This window comes from Neolewinella agarilytica, assembly GCF_900110645.1.
GTDB classification, from domain to species: Bacteria; Bacteroidota; Bacteroidia; order Chitinophagales; family Saprospiraceae; genus Neolewinella; species Neolewinella agarilytica.
Window position 1 is genome coordinate 90,727 of record NZ_FOFB01000004.1, and the last position, 21,839, is coordinate 112,565.

The 21,839-nt window shown below is 53.6% G+C and carries 14 protein-coding genes; 8 read left to right on the forward strand and 6 right to left on the reverse strand.

Annotated features, from left to right (window positions below; genetic code table 11):
- The first annotated feature begins 373 nt into the window (after positions 1–373).
- Positions 374–5,200 (forward strand): PKD domain-containing protein, encoded by a 4,827-nt coding sequence (locus BM123_RS05000; protein WP_090165932.1) that lies wholly within the window; start codon positions 374–376, stop codon positions 5,198–5,200.
- 58 nt (positions 5,201–5,258) lie between these two features.
- The gene (locus tag BM123_RS05005; protein WP_090165934.1) at positions 5,259–6,356 is read left to right on the forward strand and encodes a type IX secretion system membrane protein PorP/SprF; all 1,098 of its coding nucleotides are present in this window, start codon (positions 5,259–5,261) and stop codon (positions 6,354–6,356) included.
- On the opposite strand, the gene BM123_RS05010 is transcribed toward BM123_RS05005, so the two are convergent.
- The gene (locus tag BM123_RS05010) at positions 6,337–7,437 is read right to left on the reverse strand and encodes a flavin-containing monooxygenase (protein ID WP_175489254.1); all 1,101 of its coding nucleotides are present in this window, start codon (positions 7,435–7,437) and stop codon (positions 6,337–6,339) included. The two genes, BM123_RS05005 and BM123_RS05010, sit on opposite strands and share 20 nt — an antisense overlap.
- Before the next feature lie 171 nt (positions 7,438–7,608).
- On the opposite strand from BM123_RS05010, the gene BM123_RS05015 reads away from it, so the two are divergent.
- The 4 genes from BM123_RS05015 to BM123_RS05030 all read left to right on the forward strand — a co-directional run bounded on the left by BM123_RS05015 (position 7,609) and on the right by BM123_RS05030 (position 12,777).
- Positions 7,609–8,700 (forward strand): beta-ketoacyl-ACP synthase III, encoded by a 1,092-nt coding sequence (locus BM123_RS05015; protein WP_090165937.1) that lies wholly within the window; start codon positions 7,609–7,611, stop codon positions 8,698–8,700.
- A gap of 369 nt (positions 8,701–9,069) precedes the next feature.
- Entirely contained in the window at positions 9,070–10,968 is a 1,899-nt protein-coding gene (locus BM123_RS05020; RefSeq protein WP_090165939.1) for a histidine kinase dimerization/phosphoacceptor domain -containing protein, read from the forward strand.
- 45 nt (positions 10,969–11,013) lie between these two features.
- Positions 11,014–11,964, forward strand: coding sequence for an NAD(P)-dependent oxidoreductase (locus BM123_RS05025; protein WP_090165941.1), 951 nt, complete (start codon positions 11,014–11,016; stop codon positions 11,962–11,964).
- Positions 11,965–12,162: 198 nt separating this feature from the next.
- A complete protein-coding gene (locus BM123_RS05030; RefSeq protein ID WP_090165943.1) occupies positions 12,163–12,777 on the forward strand; it encodes a trimeric intracellular cation channel family protein in 615 nt (204 codons plus the stop codon).
- Between the two features lie 6 nt (positions 12,778–12,783).
- On the opposite strand, the gene BM123_RS05035 is transcribed toward BM123_RS05030, so the two are convergent.
- The 3 genes from BM123_RS05035 to BM123_RS05045 form a co-directional block, all read right to left on the reverse strand.
- Positions 12,784–13,623: a DUF2911 domain-containing protein gene (locus tag BM123_RS05035; protein ID WP_090165945.1), complete on the reverse strand. Its 840-nt coding sequence runs from the start codon at positions 13,621–13,623 to the stop codon at positions 12,784–12,786.
- 206 nt (positions 13,624–13,829) lie between these two features.
- Positions 13,830–16,163, reverse strand: a complete 2,334-nt coding sequence (locus tag BM123_RS05040; RefSeq protein ID WP_090165947.1) for a M56 family metallopeptidase — start codon at positions 16,161–16,163, stop codon at positions 13,830–13,832.
- Positions 16,164–16,166: 3 nt separating this feature from the next.
- Positions 16,167–16,541, reverse strand: a complete 375-nt coding sequence (locus tag BM123_RS05045; RefSeq protein WP_090165949.1) for a BlaI/MecI/CopY family transcriptional regulator — start codon at positions 16,539–16,541, stop codon at positions 16,167–16,169.
- Between the two features lie 172 nt (positions 16,542–16,713).
- Here BM123_RS05045 and BM123_RS24795 point away from each other — a divergent pair, with 172 nt between their 5' ends.
- A complete protein-coding gene (locus BM123_RS24795) occupies positions 16,714–19,536 on the forward strand; it encodes a sigma 54-interacting transcriptional regulator (RefSeq protein WP_139211766.1) in 2,823 nt (940 codons plus the stop codon).
- Between the two features lie 203 nt (positions 19,537–19,739).
- Entirely contained in the window at positions 19,740–20,621 is an 882-nt protein-coding gene (locus tag BM123_RS05055; protein WP_090165953.1) for an energy transducer TonB, read from the forward strand.
- A gap of 124 nt (positions 20,622–20,745) precedes the next feature.
- Here BM123_RS05055 and BM123_RS05060 read toward each other — a convergent pair whose 3' ends face one another.
- Both BM123_RS05060 and BM123_RS05065 read right to left on the reverse strand, forming a co-directional pair.
- Complete coding sequence (locus BM123_RS05060; RefSeq protein WP_090166196.1) at positions 20,746–21,129, reverse strand: Fur family transcriptional regulator; 384 nt, start codon at positions 21,127–21,129, stop codon at positions 20,746–20,748.
- A 140-nt stretch (positions 21,130–21,269) separates the two neighbouring features.
- The gene (locus BM123_RS05065; protein ID WP_090165955.1) at positions 21,270–21,701 is read right to left on the reverse strand and encodes a MerC domain-containing protein; all 432 of its coding nucleotides are present in this window, start codon (positions 21,699–21,701) and stop codon (positions 21,270–21,272) included.
- Between the last annotated feature and the right edge of the window lie 138 nt (positions 21,702–21,839).

Genomic DNA, 21,839 nt, shown 5'->3' on the forward strand with positions numbered 1-21,839 from the left:
ATAAATGCAGCAGGATGCCGGGTCTTAATACCGTTGATCTACTGCCCCGAAGGATTGAAAACTGCTGGTGGAAAGCCTTCCAATCTGCGTAGGATTAAACGGATTTTCATCCTTCCCCTTTAGCAACAAAACTTTTAACTATTTTTGAGTGGTAATCTGTACTGTTTTTTTACCCCCTGTTTTTTGCCTTCGAAGCCTTTAATTGGGCAGGTCAGCAGGAGTTTTGTTCTGTGCTCTTCGTGCCCGCCAGGGCCGGAGCCCTTTTCTGCCGGATGCGTCCATGGAGCAGAACGAAGCTCTTCTCTTGCTCCTTTAGCGCCTACTCTGCACCTGCGGACCCGCGCCCCTGAATTATCCCCAAGAACCACCTGTTATGAAACCCATCATCCTTTTGCGAACCTTCGCTTTGCTCTTTTTCATTGTCCCGGCAGCATCAACCAGTCTCTGCGGGCAGGAGGACGTCACGTTCACATATCTGGATCAGGACGACTTCTTTTTCTGCCTCGAGGACACCACGCAGACAATCCAGATCACGCCCGATCCGGCCCGTACACTCACTGAGCTTACCATCATTTGGATACTGGGAGAGACGGAGCCTTTCGTTGTGTCGGATGTTTCTCAACTTACCCATACTTTTACTTATCCGGCCCGGGACATACTGGAAATGTGTAACTATGATGACCGTTTTGGCTGTACCGGCCTCTGCTTCACGACTCAGGTGCTGGCGACCTATGCCGATTCTGAAAACCCCGAAAACGTATCCCGTACGGTAACCTACCGGAAGCCACCAGAGCTTAGTATTACGGGAGGTGGGACCTATTGCCTTGGACAGACGGCCCGACTGACGGGGGGGATCTGCCCCAACAACGACCCCACGGCGGAAGATCTGATCTGGACATTACCCGACGGAACGGAGATACGTAATGAAGGGACAATCGAATTTCCCATCACCGTTCCCGGAACTTTCACCTTTCAGCTGGCAAACGCCAACGAATGCGGCAGCGGCAGCACTTCCACTACGATTACAGTCATCGAAGCCCCGGAAGTGGCGGCCGTTGCGGATTCTAACGTAACAGTTGTGGACTCTGTCAACTATCAGCTTTGCTTTGAGGAGTCTGCGGTGGTACGGATTAACAGCTCCGCTTCCGTTGGGCTAACGGGCCGCACCTGGTCCGTTAACCGAAGTGGTGCTACGATCTTTGACCGAAATGATGTCATTACCCGGGTAGAATTTGATCGTCCCGGCGACTATGTCTTTACCCTTCGCGGCAGCAACGAAAACTGCGACCTTACCGATGAGGCCAGCTTTACCATCCGGGTAATCCCTGCGGATGTTCTTGAAGAATTGCGCCCCCAGGCCGACGAGTGTATCAGCCTCTCCTACACCCCGGACCCCTTCAATCCTGCGGCGATTTACGAGGTTGACAATGTAGTGGTTGATAACGCTGATTTTCCAATTGATCTTGGAATAGGCCTTCACACGGTTTTTATTCAGCTACCAACGAGTGATTGTCCTGCTCCGCCCCAGCGGGATACTTTTTCTATTGTGGCAGAAGCTACGGCAACGATCTCCACGCCGGATACAACCCTCTGTGATCAGGCGATGCCCCTCACTTTCAGTGCTACCCCGGCAGAGGGAGGCATCTGGACCATTGACGGGATGCCCTTTGACGGCACTATTGATCCCTCCAGTCTGGATGGGGGGACTTACACCATTGCATACGGGAATGATCCTTGCTTAGTCAGTGACCAAAGTACTCTGACCATTTTAGAAACGAGCATCAGCGTTCCCGGGCTCAGGGAGCTTTGTATCGATCAGGCACCCGTTGATTTTTCCGGAGAGGTAACGCCCGCCGGAGGGGTGTTCTCAGGGACAGCCATTACGGCAGCCGGTGTGTTTGACCCGGATTTGTCTGGTTTGGGGACCTTTACAATAACCTATTCTTTCCGAAACCCCGCGGATACCACCTGCCAGAACAGTGAAACCTTCTCGGTCGAAGTGTCCGAGTTAACGGCCAGCTTTACGACCGGTGACTGTGACGGTAACGAGGTCTGTTTCAACCTGCCCGCCGGAGTGAATTATGATCGTGTTAGCTGGGACTTTGGTGGCCTGGGAACAAGTGATCGTCAGTCTCCTTGTTTTCGTTTCCCGGGTCAGGGGACTTACTCCGTTAGCCTGACCGCTTTTCGCGGCCCCTGCGAGGAGACGAGTGTGCGGGAAATAACCATTGCTGAGGCTCCGGATCCGGCGTTCAGACTGGATGCTGACCCAACGGGCTGTTCCGAGCTACTCGTCACGATTATGAACAACTCAAACGGTGGCGGAGACCTGAACTATGACTGGCAGCTAAACGGAGAAACATTTTCCACGGAGGTTAATCCCGGGGTTCTTACACTTGCCTCGGTCCTCCAGGATTCCGTCTTTTCAATTGGCCTTACCCTCAGTAATGCCTGTGAAGAAAACAGCACCCCGATTCAAACGATCACGACACGCCCGCAACCCGCAGCGCGTTTCGGAACTAACCGATCGATCTACTGCTCGGGCGATACCGTGCTGATTTCCAACAACAGCATTGGTCAGGCAGACACATACCGCTGGACGTTGGATGGTGTAATGATTGGTAATGATTCCGTTCCCCCTTTTCTGATGCCCGAATCTGATGAAGGGACGCAAATAGAGCTATGTCTTTTCACCACCAATGTTTGTGGAAACGATACCCTCTGTCAGGACATTCGAATTGTTCCATCCGACGTTAATGCGCTCTTTAATGTCAGCCCCAGTACCGTCTGCGCCGGAGACACGGTCAGATTCAGGAATCTGGCCACAAACGGAGTAGATGTGCTGTATGATTTTGGCAACGGACAAAGAAGTACCGCCACTGACCCAACAACGGTGTATGAAACTCCTGGTGTTTACCGGATCAGTCAGCGGGCTTTTGGCTGTGGATCTGATGAGTTTATTCAGGAAATTACGGTGCTTGAAGTTCCCGAGGCTAATTTCAATGCGGAAGTTGGTTGCCCCGGAATTCCCGTTCGGTTCAGCAATAACAGCGATCCGGACTTACGGTCAAGCTGGGACTTTGGTGATGGTAGCCCTGGCGTAGAGGCGTTTAGCCCCGACCATACTTTTCCTGCTCCCGGCAGTTATACGGTTTGTCTTACGGTCTCCCCGATATTACCGGAGGCCTGTGAGGCGCTCTTCTGCCAGGTAGTGCGAATTGCCGAGCGGCCGGTGGCCGGCTTTATGGCTACCGATAGTGTTTGCCTCGGAGAAGTAGTCACCGTCAGCACCCTGGCGACAGGAGACGGGCTAAGTTGTCGCTACGTTTTTGATGATGGAAATTTGTCCGATGATTGTAGCGCCGAAAACCGCTACCTTGAAGCAGGCAGTTATTCCGTTACCCAGATTGTACGCGATAGCCGTGGTTGTGAGGATTCCCTGACCCTGCCGGTATTCGTCCGCCCTCTACCAGAGCCAGACTTCTCCCCTCTGGTAATGAATGCCTGTGCTCCTGATACGCTCCGCTTTCAGAATAATACCCCGGCTGCCAGCAGTTATTTGTGGGACTTCGGTGATGGCAGCAGCTCAATGGCTACCAGCCCGATGCACACCTTTACTGATCCGGGTACTTATCAAACGGTGCTTACGGCTACCGGACCTGACGGACTTTGTACGGCATCAGTAGAACAGGAGATTGTCATCAACGAAATGCCCCGGGCAATCATCCAAACCGCCGCAACGGAACTTTGCCTTGGGGAAGGGATTAACCTGGCTAATATCTCCACGGGGACAGTCTCGGATGTACGCTGGGATTTGGGGGACGGAACGACCTCTTTCGAGAATAACCCGCAGGGGCATCAATTCCTTGCGGCCGGTGAATACACCGTCAGCCTTTTCATCAATAACAATGATCTATGTACGGACTCCACGAGTGTTCCCGTCACCGTCCATCCGCCGGTCGTGCTTGCTACCGCTGAGCGCAGGAATATCTTATGCCACGGAGATAATACGGGCTTACTTCGTGTGGACGTCTCTTCAGGGCTTACTCCCTACAGTTTCAGCTGGAGCAATCAGGCGAATGCAGCAACAAATACTGACTTGGTTGCCGGTGCTTATCGGGTCACGGTGACAGATGCTAACCAGTGCGAGGCAGTCCTCGTCGATAGTATTCTGCAGCCACCTCCGATTGTTGCCAGTCCGGAGATATCCACGGTTACTTGTGCTGGTGGCAACGACGGGGCGATCACCCTGGCGGCAGCCGGGGGCGTGGGGCCATACCGGATTGATTGGCCGGGGGGGACAGCTTCAGGTACGATCTTTAATCTCGCTGCCGGAGAGTACCCCGTGACCATTACGGACAATAATGATTGCACCGTAGAGCGGACCATTACCCTGCCCGAGAATCCGCCAATAGTGATTCTGGACAGCATCGTCAATGTCAGTTGTTTTGGAGAGCAGGACGGTGTCTTCGCGCTACGCGATCTCTCCGGGGGAGTAGGCGCTTACCAACTTTCCCTGACGGGCACGGATTATCAACAGAGTGGAACGACCATCACCCGCTTCGATGGCCTGGGGCCGGACGTATATACTTTCAAGCTCACCGATGCCCTTGGTTGCTTTGAGCAGTATGAAGTTATGATCACAGAGCCCGATGAGGTTCTGTTCAACATCTTTGCGGATACGGTTTTCCTGAGTTTAGGAGAATCTGTTCTGCTGGACAACCGATTCAACGCCAACGATCCGACTTTTTTGTGGACTCCGGGTTCGGGGCTGAGTTGTACGGACTGTGAGCGGCCAAGGGCGCAACCAACTGATCCGCTTACGACCTACGCTGCTTTACTGACGGATAGAAACGGCTGCACCGCAAGAGATAGTGTGACTGCCGTTGTCAGCATCGATCGGGAAGTCTACATCCCCAACACCTTTACGCCTAACCAGGATGGGCGTAACGATCTTTTTCGGATCAGAAGTGAGTTCCCCTTAGGTATCGATACCATTGAAAGTTTTCAGATTTTCGACCGCTGGGGGCAGGTTGTATTCGAGCAACGGGAATTCCCGCCGAATGACCCCGCTTATGGATGGGATGGCCGTAAAAACGGAGAAATGGTTCAGTTAGGTATTTACGTCTATCAGGTCGTGGTCCGGTATTTCGATCAGGAAAAAATAGTTTTGAGTGGTAAGGTAGAATTACTCCGGTGATCTCATTGTCCACGTTTCAGTAGCCCGTCATTATCCTCCATCCTGCCATTATTTTGATATGAAAAACACCAGAATAAGCATTTTTCTAGCCTTGTTTGCGAGCCTGTTGTCCCTGACGCTGGCCGCTCAGGATTATCATTTTTCTGACCCTACGCGGACGATCACGCTGTTTAACCCCGCCTTCACGGGGCTTATACCGGAGGGGAGTAAATACCGGTTTCAAACGTCTGCCCGCAGCCAATGGTCCAGTGTTTTGGATAGCGATCACTACCGGACTTTTGCCACTGCCTTTGAGTTCAAAATCTGTGGTGATAATGCAGGGGATTATTTTGCCCTGGGGGCAAACGCAGCGGTTGACTTTCAGGGAGACCCGGCGCTACAGCGTACGGACCTGTTCCTGACGGCAGCCTTCGTTCGGCGGATTGGAGGATCGCAGAACAAGCCCGTCCTGCTCGGAGGCGGTGCTGAGGTCGGGCGGGTGCAGTACAGCCAGGGCGGGCTGGCGGGCCGAACCTTTGATGATCAGTTTGACAACCCCTCACTCCCCGGTGAGCTGCTGGACCAGTATGCCGTCGATGCCTACGATCTGGGCGTTGGTGTCTTCCTCACGGCATCCGGCAATGAAAGAGGGCTTCATGATCTCAGCGCAGGGTTAGCCATCAAGCACCTGACCCAGCCTTCGCTCGGATTTTATGGTAATGATGGCAGTGGTCAGACTTCGTCCGACTCCACTGCCCGACTCAACCGGAGGCTTAACCTCAACCTTGGCTTCTCTGTCTTCAAGAAAAGAAAGGGCAATTTAAGTTTGTTTGCGGCCTACTCAAACCAGCGCCCCCACAATCAGTTCCTGTTCCGGGCCATGTACAACCTGCTGGGGCAAAGGGAGACCGTTAATCTGGGGGCAGGGAAAAGCAGCGTAAAGAGCCGACTCCTTTCCGGCGGGCTGGCCCTGCGCGTCAATGATGGAGCAGGCGGTTTTGGGGGAGATGCACTGATCGGTATTCTCCAACTACACCAAAAGGGCTATATTCTATCTGCTTCCTATGATATGAATATTTCCGGTCTGGCCCAGTCTACCGGCACGAACGGAGCCATTGAGCTGGGGGCTTCCTTTTTCTTTGGGAAAGCGAACTGTATTAATTGCCCGCAGTTTTAGTCCGCAAGATTAATTTCACAATCCGCTCCGCATCCCGGCCAACGCCCCCCACTAAGCTGGAGTTGGGCCGTAGCAGATTGGGAAGGCCCAGAAAGAATAAATCGTTGTAAACCGTTGATTGGCCGGATTGCTGCAAAGGGGTTCCTTGTTCATCCAAAGCATCCGCTGGCAGGAAAGGGTAGGTGTTTCGGAAACCGGTGCACCAGACGACGATTCCTTTTTTGCGTCCGGGCCAGGCTAATGGGGCGGGCATCGTCTTTTGGCAGTCGAACTGGAGATGACCATCATCATGGAGTGTAACCTTCGTTTTAATGCGGCGAACGCCATCGGGCAGGGGAGGTTCCGCCACGGTAAGGTCTCCCTTACCGGCATTCCCCATCCAGCTGCCGGGCGGGCGGTCGTTGCGCAGGGTCATCATCCCTGATTTATAGAGCCACCAGTAAATGTCTTTACCCAGGAAGTTACGGGGTAGATTAGGCAGCACAGGCCCGGTTAAAGTAACGTCGGCCCCCGTACCGTAAAAAAGGTGACTCAGTTGTTGGCCACTGGCCCCTGCTCCAATGATCAGTACACTGGTGTCCGCATCTGCATGATCGGCAACGGACTGAATTTCTGAGGAGTGCCATTGCCGGATAACTGAAGGGAAAGAGTTGGCCAGCGTTTCCGGAATGAAGGGGGTACGATAGGCTCCCGTGGCGAGGATGAGCTGGCGGGTAATCAGTGTATCCTGTTCAGTTTCAATCTTCCAGAGACCGTCTGTTTTTTTGGCGCTGACGCAGGTGCAGGCATTTTTTACGGGGAGCGCAAAGTGAGTGGCATAAGCCTCCAGGTAATCCGCCATTTCCCGGCGATCCGGCAGGGAGAGTGGATCGCCGGCAGGGGGCATGCCCGGCAGGGCATTGTATTGGTTGGGGCTGAAGAGCCTGAGCCCTTTCCAGCGTTGCCGCCAGTTGTCCCCGATACGCTCGTGGCCATCGAGCAGGAGAAAATGCTTTCCGGCTTGTTGCAGGTAATAACCGGCTGCAAGGCCGGCCTGGCCGGCACCGATGACGATGCAGTCGTAGGTAGAGTTGGTGTTCACGCCAGCGAAGGTAAGCCTGGTAACACTGCTTTTACAAGCTCCCCTTGCACCAGCGTCCGCGCCCGACAAACCCTTTCTAAAGCGAAAATTCGCCGTTTATTCGCCGGAATCATGGACGGACATCCATAAAAGCATACCTTAGCCCGCCGAAAAGCAGATCAACGCAAGAATATGCCTTACAGTACGATTACCGGAATCGGCCATTACGTGCCGAAAAATGTAGTGACTAACCAGGACCTCACCACCGTGATGGAGACCAGCGATGAGTGGATTCGCGAGAGGACTGGCATCGAAGAACGCCGCTACATTACCGCAGGAGAGGAGACCACCACTACGCTGGCGCTCGAAGCCAGCCGAAAAGCCATTGCCGATGCCGGCATTGAGGCTAATGATATTGACTTTATCGTCTTTGCTACCCTTAGCCCCGATTACTACTTCCCCGGAGCTGGTGTACTGCTGCAGCGTGAACTGGGTATTGCAAAAACAGAAATTGCTGCCCTCGACATTCGCGCCCAGTGTTCTGGCTTCGTGTATGGCCTGACGACGGCTGACCAGTACATTAAGTCGGGCATGTACAAAAAAATCCTCGTCGTTGGTGCCGAAGTACACTCCGTGGGGCTGGACTTCTCCACCCGTGGCCGCAACGTATCCGTCATCTTCGGTGACGGGGCCGGTGCCGTCATCCTGGAAGCAACCGAGGACAAAGACAAGGCCATCCTGGCCACCAGCATGCACTCCGACGGAACCTACGCCGAAAAGCTGAGTTACATGTACCCAGGTTCTCACGGTGGCTACTTCCTGGAAAAATATGCTATTGAAGGCTTTGACGTTGACTACTCGGTGAAGACCAATGACTTGGGTTACGGTCATTATTTCTTCAATCAGGATATGATCGATAATCACCGTATTTTTCCTCACATGGAAGGTCAGGCGGTATTTAAAATGGCGGTGCGGAAGTTCCCCGAAGTCATTATGGAATCATTGGCTAAAGCAGGTTTGGGCGTCGAAGACCTCGATATGCTTATTCCTCACCAGGCCAACCTGCGCATTAACCAGTTCGTGGCTAAAACCATGCGTTTGGGCCCGGATCAGGTGTACAACAACATCATGCGCTACGGTAACACCACGGCTGCTTCCATCCCGATCGCACTCTCTGAGGCGCGCGATGAAGGAAAGGTGAAAAAAGGAGACACTGTTGTCCTCGCCGCCTTTGGCGCCGGATTCACCTGGGGGTCGGTGGTGCTGAAGTGGGGGCGGGACTAAGGCTCCCTGTTTTTTAAAATTAATTAGAGAATTACGCTGAACTGCCTGCTCCATCCGGAAGGATGGAGCAGGCAGTTCAGTTTTTGGTAGTAGCGCTCCGGTTTTTAATTGCCGCTTTGAAGCCGATTCCCGGAATGTTAAACCTGACCTAAGTCTTCTTGGATAAGGAATTGGCGGTAAGTAGGCGGATAGCCGTTTAACCGGCGTCAACTTTACCATTCAGCACATCATGGCCTGAAAAAAAGCTTGTCAAGTGATTAATTTGTTTATTGAGCCTATGTTGCTCCCACAAAGTGCCAGATACCGTTGCTGCCAGAAGGTGATGGTCCCTTTCAACGACCTGACGTGGCGCCCACAATTGATTCATACATGAAGTACGCTCTAATCTTATGTTCTTTTTTTTGGTGTAGCTGGTCTTTTGCACAGCCTCCCGAGTTGGCAGTAGTAGGACTGGACAGCTCGCTTAGGTGGGTTAATGAGCACATAGGAGATGAAGGAGATGAAGCGCTTCTTTTCGCGCATACCGTTTTACGCCGGGCCCGGGCAGAGAATAAACCGGAAGTAGCCGGTAATGTCAGCCGGGATATTGCTTACTGGCATTATGCTCACGTTGAATCGGAGAATGCAGATACCATTCTGTACTACGACCATCTGGCTTATGAACTGTTCAGGCAGGCGGGAAATCCACTGGAAACAGCCCGTTCCGCAGGACATGTCGCTACTTCTTATTCCGAACAACGGCGATACAGCGAAGCTGAGACCCTTCTCTTTGAGGCTGCCGGAATACTGGACTCGCTGGAAAATCCCACAGAACTCGCAAACCTTTATGCCGAGCTCTGCTTTGTATACCGAAACGCCAAGGATTATGAATCGGCCATCAATTACGGTGAACGATCCCTGGCCATTTATTCATCGCTGCCTGGAGAAGATTCGCTGCAGGCGATAGTGCCGCTTTTTTACCTGGCGGGTGTTTATATCAAGGCTGATGAACCGGAAAAGGCCCTGGCCCAGGCGGAACGCTCGATGAAGATGGTCCAGATTGGTGGGGGAGATGAACTGGTGGGTGAAAGCCTGCGCGCCTACGGCTTCCGGGGGATGGCGCTGGCAAAACTGGGCCGCCTGGACGAAGCCATGGCCAATTACCAATATGCCTGGGAACTGGCCAAAAAGAACGTCCCGGAAGTCGCAATGGCCGATGGTTATAAGGAGGGCATCGGGACGGTCCTCTACCTTCAGGGGAAATACCGGGAAGCCATCCCGTATTTGAAAGATTATCTGGAGCATACCACGGGGCGTGGTGGTAGCGATCCCTCTCTGCCGCCGGCCTATAACAATCTTTCGGATGCCTACGCCAGGACCGGTCAGCTCGCTCAGGCGCTGACCTACAAAGATGCTGCCTATCTCCTTGAAACGGAAGAACTAACCAAGGAACTGGAGGCTACCCGCACGGAATTGCGGGTGCGCTACGCCACGGCAGAAAAAGATGAACTGATCGGAGAGCAGAAGGATACGATTAACCGGCAGGGGCGGATACAGCAGCTTACTTACGTCATCGTTGGCCTTTTGCTACTTGGTGCCCTGGGGCTCATTCTTGGTCTTCGCAACAATCGTCACAAAAACCAATTACTGGAAGAGCGAAATCAACAGAATGAATTGTTACTCAAGGAAATTCACCACCGGGTAAAGAATAATCTGGAGGTAATTTCCAGTCTGCTCGAGTTACAGTCTGATGGCCTCGAAGATGAAGGGGCTAAAGATGCCATGCTCACCAGCCAGAGCCGCGTCAGTAGCATGGGCATTCTGCACCAAACACTATATCAGGGCAGTAGCCTGAAAAGTATTGAGATGCGCACTTATTTTGAACAACTTGCGCAAAACCTGTTGGCCACTTACGAGACCGGAGATCGGATTCAAATAAAGGTTGCTGCACCAGAAATCGACATGGACGTGGACACCGCCATCCCGCTCGGTCTGATCGTAAATGAGCTACTTACCAATTCCATCAAGTACGCTTATCCGCCCGAAGGCGCAGATGCTGCGGCAGGCTTAGCGGGGTCCGCAGGTGCCATAAATGTTGTAATGAGCAGGGTAGGGAACAACTTTAAGCTCCGTGTCAGTGATGAAGGCGTCGGTATGCAATCTTCCGTAAAGGGCACCGGCTTTGGTAGCCGCCTGGTCAATCTGCTAACCCGACAGCTCAACGGAACGTTCCGACAGGAAACTTCGGATGGCTTTCTGACTGAGATTGACTTTCCTTATCCCGCCTAGCATATAGCACCCCATCCTTTCACACCCCATACATCAAGTTGTCAAATGAAAATCGCCTTCCTCGACAAAGCCGCTCATCCCTACCTGAAATCCGCCCTCACACTGGCGGGGCATGAGGTAGATGAACTGGACCATCTTACACGACCGGACGTGCTCAAATCCCTGCCGCTGTACGATGGACTGATGATTCGCTCACGGCTCAACATTGACCAAGAGTTATTGGAAGCAGTTGGGCCGGATTTCAAGTTCGTCGCCCGCTGGGGAGTGGGAACGGACCACATCGACCTCGACTTCGCCAAAGAGAAGGGCATCACCGTTTTTAACAGCCCGGAGGGCAGTAAGCACACCGTTGCCGAGCACACGGTGGGGATGATGCTCATGCTGCTTAACCACCTCGGCCGCGCCGACCGGCAGATCCGCGACGGCGGATGGATCCGCCGGGGAAACGTAGGAACAGAGCTGGGTAGCCTCACCGTCGGCCTCATCGGCTACGGAAACATGGGCCAAATGACGGCCCGCCGCCTGAGCGGCTTCGGCTGCCGGGTGATCACCCACGACAAATTCCGCAAGAACTACGGCGATGAATACGCCGAGGCCGTTTCTTTGGAAGAGTTGCAACGGGAGGCCGACGTCGTCTCCCTCCACATCTTCCTCGAAGGCAACCACTACTACGTCAACAACGACTGGATTGATGCCTTCGCCAAGCCTTTCTATCTGATTAATACGGCGCGCGGCCTGGCCGTTAACACGGAACATCTGGTGGCAGGGATGGAGTCAGGTAAGGTGCTTGGCGCAGCCCTGGACGTACATGAATACGAGGAAATGAGCTTCGTTCATCTCGATCCGACCCAACTGCCCGCTCCTTTTCAGTACCTCCGCGACAGCGAAAACACGGTCCTTACCCCTCACATCGCCGGCTGGAGCGCGGAGGCGGAGGAAGGCCACGCCAAAACGCTGTTTGGGAAGATTATGGGGGCGTTCGGGAGCGTGACGTAAGGATGGTGGATTAAGCGCATGGGAATTATTGTCCGGTAAAAACCGGTGCTGCGTTCCAAAGCTCTGCGAGCTATATCAAGAGGCTAATCCGGCTGTCCTGTAAATTCTATCGAAATCCTACTCAATCCTAATCTACTTTTGCCCCCTCTTTTAATCGCATGACCCCTGGCCACACTACCGGCTGCCATACCATCACTCTTGGAACTCTTCATCCTAACCATCGACTACTCAGGCACCTTCGTATTCGCCATCTCCGGCGCACTGGCGGGGATGAAACGAAGTTTTGACGTCTTTGGGGTTTTTATTCTTGGGCTGGTTACGGCCATTGGGGGTGGTACCCTTCGGGACCTTCTGATTGGCAGCACCCCCGTAGGATGGATGCAGAATACGGTGTACCTGTACATCGTCGTGGCAGCGGTGGCTTTTGCCTACCTGTTCCGACCCCACTTCAGAAAGCTGCGGCGAAGTATGTTCCTGTTTGATACCATCGGGATTGCGCTGTACACCATTCTGGGTTTACAAAAGGCGCTGAGCTTTGGTTTGTCGCCGGTGATCTGCGTATTGCTGGGGGTGGTGTCTGCCACCTTCGGTGGCGTGATTCGGGACGTGCTCTCGGGCGAAGTGCCGCTTATCTTCCGCAAGGAGATTTATGCGTCCGCCTGTCTGGCGGGCGGGGTACTGTTTCTGGTGACGGATCAGCTGATTGGCGAGCGGGCCGCCATGGGGGTGGCAATTGTCGTCGTCTTCGTCATCCGTACACTGGCGGTGCGCAACCACTGGACGCTGGCCTTTGGGACAGCTGACCAATCATAAGCCAGGCTACTTGATCCGGGCCAGCAGCGCTTTGCTCTCCGTTACTCCGTAGTCGCTGTTAATCTTCTCCGCCAGTTCCAGGGCGAAGCTGGCAGCCTTTGCCGCGTCCTGGAATCGGCCGAGTTTCTCCAGCGCCTGCGCGCGGAATAGATGCTCCCAGTAGCTGGGCTTATCGTCCAGCTCGATGGCCTTGTCGAACCAGGCAACGGACTGTTCGTAGTCCTTGCTGTCGCGCAGCGCATACAGTGCGGCATTGCTGTAATCATTTGAGTTGGGGCCGCTCAGGGTCTTGGAAATTTTTTGGCTCATGAGCTCTTTCGTCGTGAGCCGGAAGGGGATAAGCACGCGGCTGGTTTCCCATTCCAGCGCCAGGGTAAAGTGGTCGTTCGAGATTTCTTCAAAGGAATAGCGCAGGGTTTCCAGCGGGCGGGACAGGGTTTCTGGCTTTACTTTGACGGAGGCGAGAATTTTGTCCTCCTCCCAATTGGGCGGAACGCCGTATTGGTCGGTTTCGTCGTAGAGATAGACCGTCCATACTTCCGGATTGGGGCGGCTGAACAGGGTGTAGGAACCCGCTTTTACGCGGGTGTCTCCCAGGTAAAAGTCTTCACTCATCACCAGTCTGGGATTTCGGTTTGCGCCTCCGCGCCAAACGACATCCCAGGGTTCAAGTCCGCCAAATATCTTCCGCCCACGCATGCTCGGCCGCCCGTAAGACAGCTCAATTTTGGTGGTGGCAATGGTGATCTCCGTAGTAGTAAAGGGGCTGAGCGGCAGAAAGGGAATCTGGGCGCTGACGCAGGTGCAGAGGAAGCTCATAATGAGAGCAGTGAAGAGTAGACGCATGAGAGGGGCTTGTATTTGGGTAATCTTACGGATGGCCGCATTTTAGAGAGTAGTAGGCAGTTCAGGGCCAGGTCGTCCGACGAATTCTTTTTACGGACAAAGCCCGTAAAGCAATCGCAAGCTCGGAGAGCGCGGACGCTTGCAGGTCCCGCAGTATTGCGGGACCTGCAAGCCTCCCTGCGGAGTGGAATACTCAAGCTTTAAAACTACCGTTTCAGCGTAATCACCACCACACCGTCATGGTTAGGGTAGCCCATCTCAGCAGCTTTGTCAGCGCCTTTAAGCACGTCGATGTTTTCGACGTCCTCCATCGCGATTTTCTTCACCTTGCGGTAGCTCATCCGCTTACCGTTGACGAGGTAGACGGCGTTGAGCTGTTCATCCTCGAAGTCGAGGCGGGTAATGGTGGCGGGAGCTGGCTTGGGAGCCGCCATGGGTAAACCGTCCTTGGTGGTAATGTATACAGCACCCTCGTAGTTGGCAATGCCAGCCTGGGCTAACTGGTCTTCGTTTTTCACGACATTGATGGACTCAATATCATTGGGGTTTAGGTCATTGACGGGGCCGGGAGATACCTGAATACCATTAACGAAGTAGGCGATATTCTGATCAGTCAGGCTACTTGTCTTTGGGGAAGCAGGAGCCGTCAGTTTTGCGGCGGGCTTATTGGGCGTTTCCGGTTTGCTAATAACGTAGACAGCCGCATCAACGTCTGCATCACCATTAACTTTTAGTTCATCCGGGAACTCAGTGACCTTTATCTCCTGTACGGTTTTGGAGTCAATCTGGGGCATGCCGTGGACAATGCCAGGGACGCGCTCTCCGTTGATGAAAACAACAAAGGTGCGCAGCGGCTGCCCCTTTCCGGCATAACCATTCACCTTACGGTCTTCCTCCATTCTGGCGTAGTTCGGGCCACCGGTGGCAGGTACATTCCAGCTGTCGGGGTCGTCTGCTTTGATGGGGGAGGGGGCCGCTTCTTCGGCTGGGACACCATTGAGTTGGCCAAAGCCAATGGCGGTTTCAACGGTTTCCATAAAGTCCTTAGCTTCTACCGTCCCTTCCAGGTTTACCTCTCCGGGTTTAAGGAACTCGATCCGAACGTCGCTGCCGCTTGGGTTGATGGGGGTGTTAGTGGCCTTGTCCGCATTAGCTTTGGTTACGATGTAGACCACGCCGTTTTTACCAGCATCTCCGTGCTTAGCCATGGCGGCTTCGCCCTTCAGTACGTTGACACTTTTGATGTCGTCCGGGTCAAGGGTTTCCATGACGCCGGGCATCACCTGCTTGCCATCGAGGAAGATCAGGGGTTCGGGCTTATTGGAAGAGGGGCCTATCTTGATTTTATCGGCAGAGATTGTTGTATGGTCATCAAGAATGACTGCTCCGTCGTCCTTAATGGTGACTTTCGAGGCGGTGAATGGCGGCGGAGTATCGATGAGCATAGGAGCGAGATCCAGGCTGGCCTCCACCGGCGGGGCCGGTGTGGTGTCGGCCGTTCCTTGCTCTTCTAAGCAATCCACGGCACCTGCGTCCGCGCCCGTAAAACCGAAATGGAGACTCGTGAGCAGGGCTAAAAGGAGGACGGAGAAAGTTACTTGTCCGTCTTTATTACGCTTTTCACCCAGGAAAAGGCGCTGGATACGGTTGGAAAAGGGGGTTTTGGTGGCACTCATGGCGAGGGGGATTTGAGGGTTGTGGGAGGTACGGGCAACGGCTACTAAAGCGGTCGCATAGGTCCGGCGGTCATCGCAACGGCCAGCCACCCAGTCGTCACAGCGGTGCTCCCGCTCCTGATCGATGATGCGGCAAAGTGCGTAAACGGCCGGATGGTAAAAAAAGAAGGTTTTGATTATCTGCTGAGGGTAGTTCAGCCAGTGATCGTAGTGCCGCAGGTGCGCAATTTCGTGCAGCAGGATGGTGCGGGCCATATCTGGCGTTAGCTCGTTAACGAGTGCGACCGGAAACACGATGACGGGAGACCAGAAGCCCAGCGTCATTACTTCACCGGCGTGTTGGCTCAGAAAACAGCGAACCCGGCGGGTAGCGGGGTGGCGGGAGAGCTCATCGCCCAGCTGCTCCGCCCAGCCTGCGGGCAAGTCACTCAGCCCACGGCTGCTCAGCTGGTGAACGGTGTACTGCCCGGCAACCAGGCGAATCAACGCCGGCAAGAAGCCAAGTACGTAGAGTACCGACAACCAGGGCGCGAAGGCAGGAAGCTGCCCCGAAAACCAGTCAATCCAGCCAACTTCGGGTGTAGCTGCCGGCAGACTGATAATCGGTAAGGAGGTGCCCGTTACGAGCAGGTTCTCACAGACGGGCCTGGGGTCATACACCAGCGCGTAGGTAGCGACAAAGGAGCCACCCAGTAGTAATAAGGCACCGTAAGCCAGTTTGTAGCGAGCCGTCGGGCCTGACAAAAACGGAAGCAATGCCCGTACGGTGGTAAAGAGCAGGGCTCCAATCCAGAGACTATGCACAAGGGCCAGTCCAAAAGCCGTAGCGAAGGCCAGCAGGGTGGGGGAGTTCATCAATTCCATGGCCTACTTTTTTTGGCGATTGATCCAATCCTGCAGCTCGTCGAGTTCTTCAGGGGTGGGTTTATCCGTACCGAGAGCACGTAAAGCCAGATTAATGGTGCTGCCACCAAAGGCCGTGTCCGCCAGGCGGTTAAACAGGCGCTTCTCTACCTGCTCGCGCCGAACGGCAGCCACATAGGTATGCGTGCGTTGGTCCGTATTTCGATTAACGAAGCCAGATTTAGCCATCCGCTGTAGCTGGGTCAGCACGGTGTTGTAGCTGACTTGCCGGCGGGAAGCCAGCCGGTCATGAATGTCCTGAACGGTAGAAGGTTGCTGCTGCCAGAGGAGATCCAGTATTTCCAACTGGGCTTCGGAGGGCATGGGGTGATCTGCCATGTGGTAATGATTTGAAGCAAAGATAAACTACAATTGTAATACTACGCAAGTAGTAGTACTACATTTGTCATATTTATTTTTTGATCTACTGGTTCTATCGTAGATAAATCCTCCTGACCGGTACATGAATTAGCCGGTGGTTTTTTCCACCATCTTCCGTAGCTTTACGACCGTGACCCAAGCTGCTATCCTTTCGGCCGATTTTGATGTAATGTTTTCGCGCTTGTCGGTGCCCATTATGTTAGTGGATGACAAGAGTTCTCTGCTCAACATTAATTCCAGTGGTGCTGACTTGTTCCGGATGCAACCAGAGGAGCTTCGTGGTCAGTTCTGGGCCGGGTTGGACGCACAGCTTACGCTTATACAATGGAGGCAACGGCTACAGCAGCTAAGGTCTCAACCCTTTCTGCATTACGAGACGGACATTCTGACCGAAAACGAGTTTCTCCGTCCGGTTCACGTGGAGCTTTGCCGGATTGGAGAGAATCAAGTGCTGATTCGCCTGACGGATAAACTGCCGGACAGGCTCCGGGAGGGGCAAATTGAATTACTGAGTGAATCTACTCAAACGGGCTTTTGGTTCTACAACAGGGTAGACCGCCACTGGTATGTTTCGCCCGTTGCTGGGAAGTTGCTTGGTTTATCCGAAGGGTTTGTCAATGAGGAGATCATTGAAAGCTTCCAGCGCAACCTGAATCCTACGGACTGGAAGAAAGTTCAGGAGGTGGCCACCAAGACTTTGGAGAAGAACGAGACTTTTGATCACCTGTTGCGGATTGAGGGGGAGGAGGGCTCAGCAATGGTGAAAATCAGCGGTCGCTCCGTGAGGAATGCATTGCACGTTACGCTGGTCTACGGAATCGTTGAACTGGATAATAAGTATAAGGAACAGCCCGGTGAGCAGCAGCATATTTCCGGAGAGTTAGCCATGTTCAGCATTGATCAGGCCCGCGATATGATTTTCTGGACGGGCCCCGACGGATCTGTGTCCTACGTCAACCAGACGGTTTGTAACAAACTAAAGTACAGCCAGGAAGAGATGAAGGACATCCAGGTCTTTGACTTTGTTAGAGACTTTGGACCCGATGATATTGAGGCGCTGTACACCAACCTACGGGAGATTAAGTCTCTGGAATCAGAGTTTACCCTGATTTCCCGGGAAGGGAAGGAGATTGAAATTTCGGCAGTTGTCAATTATCTGCGGTTTGGAGACAAAGAGTATGCCTGTAGTTTTTGCCGGGATATCTCCAAGCGAAAGGCCAAAGACCAGCGCCGGAAACTTTCAGAATTTACCATCGACCGCTCAGTGGAAATGGTGGTCTGGTCCAATCCGGACGGCAGCGTACATTTCGTCAATAACACTTTTCTGGAGGTGACCGGCTATACCGCCAAAGAAGCAAAGGAGCTCAACCTCGAAGACGTCTTTACGCACATTACGGCAGAGAACATGCCCGAGATGTGGAAGACCCTTCGGGGAAGTGGCAGCCTTACAAAAGAGGTGGTCATGCGCCGTAAAGATGGCTCCTTGCTACCCGTCGGTGCGACCTTGAATCATCTGGTTTTTGAGGACAGAGAATTCAGCTGTTCTCTTTTTCGGGACTTGAGCATGAAAAAGCGACGGGACACCACCATTGAGTTGTCCCACATGGCGCTGGATTCTGCCGGCGACTGTATTTTATGGTTGGATGCGGAGTACCGGGTCAACTACCTCAATCAGACCTTACTCAACCTGTTGAACAACCCGAAGGAGGAGATGATAGGCCAGGAACTGTACCGTATTTTTCCATCGCTTAGCCCAAGTGACATTGTTCCGAATTCGGTACTGGATATTGCCTTTGACGCCGGTGCCGCCGGCACCCGCCACCTGAACCTGAACTGTACGGGCCTGGAGCATGACGGAGAACAGTACTACATGCTGGTTGGTCGGGACATAACGCGGATGAGCGAACGACAGGAGCAACTGGAGGAAGCGTATACCGAAATTCGGGGTCTTCAGGACCGCCTTCAGGAAGAAAATATCTCTTTGCGCGAAGAGGTCAATACGAAGTACAACATTAATAAGATCATTACCGTAAGCCCGAAATACCAGAAGGTACTGCGGCAAATAGGCAGGGTGGCTGATACCGACGCAACGGTCCTCATCACCGGAGAAACGGGAACGGGAAAAGAATTGCTGGCCCGTGCCGTCCATCAACTCAGTGACCGGGTGGATTACCCCATGATTAAGGTCAACTGTGCCGCGCTGCCGGAAAACCTGATTGAAAGCGAGTTGTTCGGCCACGAAAAGGGAGCCTTTACGGGGGCGCTGGCCCGTAAAAAAGGCCGCTTCGAAGTAGCGGATACCGGGACCTTGTTCCTCGATGAAGTAGGGGAGTGCCCGCTCGATTTACAGACCAAGCTCCTGCGCGTCCTGCAGGAAGGAGAGTTTGAACGGGTTGGAGGATCAGAAACCATTAAGGTTGACGTCCGGCTCGTGGCGGCTACTAACCGGGACCTGGAGGAAATGGTTGCTGACGGGCGGTTCCGGGCGGATTTGTACTACCGCCTGAACGTATTCCCCATTAGTAACCTGCCGCTTCGGGAACGGACGGAAGACATTCCGGTTTTAGTGGAGCATTTCGTGCAAAAGTTTAGCCTGAAACAGGGCAAAACGATTTCTAAAATCAGCAAAGGAGACATGGAGAAGCTCCGTAATTATCCCTTTCCGGGCAACGTGCGGGAGCTGGAAAACATGATTGAGCGTGCGGTGATTCTCACCGATTCGGAGACGCTCAATATCCGGATTGACCCCATCCGGCCGCAGGCAGCCGGAGGCAGCCAGCGATTACTAACCTTTGAAGAGATGCAGCGCAAGCACATTATTGATGCGCTCAAATTTACCGGAGGCCGGGTAACGGGGCCGGAAGGCGCCGGCGTATTGCTGGATATGAATGACCGCACTTTAGTCTCTAAAATGAGGAAGCTGGGCATTAAAAAACGGGAATACCTGGTGTAGTTTTTGGCTAATCTTCAGGGGGTAGGCTATTCTTTCTTTATTGAGCGTTTTTTGGGCGGGGACCGCAGGTGCAGTGGAAGGTTCAGAGAGCGGTGAAAGCTCGGCCGTATTGCTGCAAACCACCAAAATGAGTGGGGGATGCATCTATCGGGCAGAGCGTCCCCGGCCGGAGCGTCCTCATTACTTCACCAATACATTTTCGTATGTTACTCTATACTTTCAGTGGCACCGCCGTGCTGCTGGGGCTGGCGGGGCTATGTCTTGCCGTTGGCGGATCGATCCTGCTGCTGCGCGGCGTGCTCCGCCACCGCCCCCTCGACTCCTCCGGCAAACGCCTCAAAAATGCGGCCTTCAGCTTCACCGGCCCCGTTCATCGATTGTCTCTCTGTGTGGCCATTGCCGCCAGCTTCATCGCCATTAACTGGACGCAGTTCGAGCCCGAACAAATGGTCTATGGCGACGTCGAGGTCATCGAAGACCTCATTGATATTGATATCCCGCCAACGGGGACACCGCCCCCGCCACCGCCTCCTCCGCCGCCGCCCGTAATTGAGTCTGTCCCGGACGACGTGGAGGTAGAGCCTGAGCCCTTCATCGATCAATCCATTGACGATAGCGAGGCCGTCCTTCCCCCTGCTCCTCCAGCGATCGTTGCACCTGCGGCAGCGCCTCCTCCGCCACCGCCCCCTCCGCCGCCACCGGCTGACGAATACACCGAATTCGTCACCTTCGCTGAGCAAATGCCACTCTTCGGAGAAGATTGTTTTGACCTGCCATCGGCCGACCGTAAGTCATGTTCTGATCGTCAGCTACTGGGCTTCGTCCAGTCCCGGGTTCAATACCCCTCAATGGCGCGGGAAAACGGAGTGGAAGGCACCGTCGTCATCCAGTTCACCGTAGAGAAAGACGGTACCATCAGCGACGTCGTGCCCGCCCGCAAAGTTGGAGCAGGTTGCACCGAAGCGGCGCTGAAAGCCGTCAATGCCATCACAAAGGAAGGACGCCTCTTCCAGCCGGGAATGCAGGCCGGGCGGAAAGTCCGGGTGCGCTTTAACCTGCCGGTTAAGTTTCAGTTGCAGAAGTAAAAACAGGCGTCATCCCGAGCACGAAGTACAGCACAGCTAATTTTGACCCGTTCCGAGCGTTCGGACCGACATTTTTGGTCCGGACGCTCGTAGCGAACATGCTAGTCTCTGGTTTTAGAGGTGCCTATGCTTCACTGCAGGTCTTGCAACTGCCCGATAGAATAATATTGCTGTTGTCTACCCGGTAACCGTCGGGTAAACGATAATCCACTTCTCCGGGAACGCACTCCACCTGATCACAAACGACGCAGCGGAAGTGCAGGTGGCCGTGGGCGGTGTGGTCGTGGCTGCAATCGGCTTTACAGCTGGCAAAATATTGCCGTCCGTCGTCGGCTACGATGCGATGGGCCAGGCCATCTTCAACAAAACGGTTGAGGATGCGGTAGATGGTCACCCGGTCCATTCCCTCTTCCAGTTTGGCCGTAATACCGTCGTGACTTAAGGCATTAGGTTCTTTTTGTAAGAGGTCTAAAATAGCAGTTTGGGATTTTGTCTTCCGTCTGGCCATGGTATCGATTTGCGTATTTATAAAAAGCACCTAAACCGAAATAGTTTAGGTGCTCAGGTTGTACGCTGGACAGATTATGGAATCCTAAACAAGTTCACATTCCAATCGGTAAACTACGGGATGGATTCATTTAGAGGAAATTACTGACACTTAATGCCATTATCATTCTGGCAATTCCGGTAATTCACCAAATGGCCAATCACCAGGGCAATCGATCCGCTGTACATCAGCCAATGACCGTAAGGAAGGTGGAAGGCCTCGAATAGTATACCCACGGCAAATACGCCCCAGCTTGTCCACAGTGCCCATTTGAGGCCGCGATGATTGGTGTGGCGGGCGGAATAATAGACGGCTACGAAACTCAGCAGGAGGAAGATATAGTCGAAAGCAGACCATAAGGGACTGCCGTGGACGTGGCCATGCTCATCGGCAGCATGTTGCAGCATCGGCTTAGCGGCAAATAGTAATGGGGTTATGGCGCAATGAACGGCGCAAAGGCCGCTGGCAGCGGCTCCCAGGAAATCGGAATAGGTCAAATGAGGGTTAGCCTCCGTGAGGGGGATATTGTCCATGTTTTATGGCTTTTTCTTTTGCCCGCTTTGAATCAGTATAAGCATTGATTGTACTTAGTTGAGTGCATACGAGTACGCTTCGGCAGATTCAGCGGGGTCCGCAGGTGCAAAGTGAAGGACCAAAAGAGCAAAGGAAAG

Coding starts and splice junctions, on each gene's coding strand:
- BM123_RS05035 (WP_090165945.1), bottom strand. CDS start 13,623: ATGCGTCTACTCTTCACTGCTCTCATTATGAGCTTCCTCTGCACCTGC.
- BM123_RS05055 (WP_090165953.1), top strand. CDS start 19,740: ATGTTACTCTATACTTTCAGTGGCACCGCCGTGCTGCTGGGGCTGGCG.
- BM123_RS05065 (WP_090165955.1), bottom strand. CDS start 21,701: ATGGACAATATCCCCCTCACGGAGGCTAACCCTCATTTGACCTATTCC.
- BM123_RS05015 (WP_090165937.1), top strand. CDS start 7,609: ATGCCTTACAGTACGATTACCGGAATCGGCCATTACGTGCCGAAAAAT.
- BM123_RS05005 (WP_090165934.1), top strand. CDS start 5,259: ATGAAAAACACCAGAATAAGCATTTTTCTAGCCTTGTTTGCGAGCCTG.
- BM123_RS05020 (WP_090165939.1), top strand. CDS start 9,070: ATGAAGTACGCTCTAATCTTATGTTCTTTTTTTTGGTGTAGCTGGTCT.
- BM123_RS05000 (WP_090165932.1), top strand. CDS start 374: ATGAAACCCATCATCCTTTTGCGAACCTTCGCTTTGCTCTTTTTCATT.
- BM123_RS05060 (WP_090166196.1), bottom strand. CDS start 21,129: ATGGCCAGACGGAAGACAAAATCCCAAACTGCTATTTTAGACCTCTTA.
- BM123_RS05045 (WP_090165949.1), bottom strand. CDS start 16,541: ATGGCAGATCACCCCATGCCCTCCGAAGCCCAGTTGGAAATACTGGAT.
- BM123_RS05025 (WP_090165941.1), top strand. CDS start 11,014: ATGAAAATCGCCTTCCTCGACAAAGCCGCTCATCCCTACCTGAAATCC.
- BM123_RS05040 (WP_090165947.1), bottom strand. CDS start 16,163: ATGGAATTGATGAACTCCCCCACCCTGCTGGCCTTCGCTACGGCTTTT.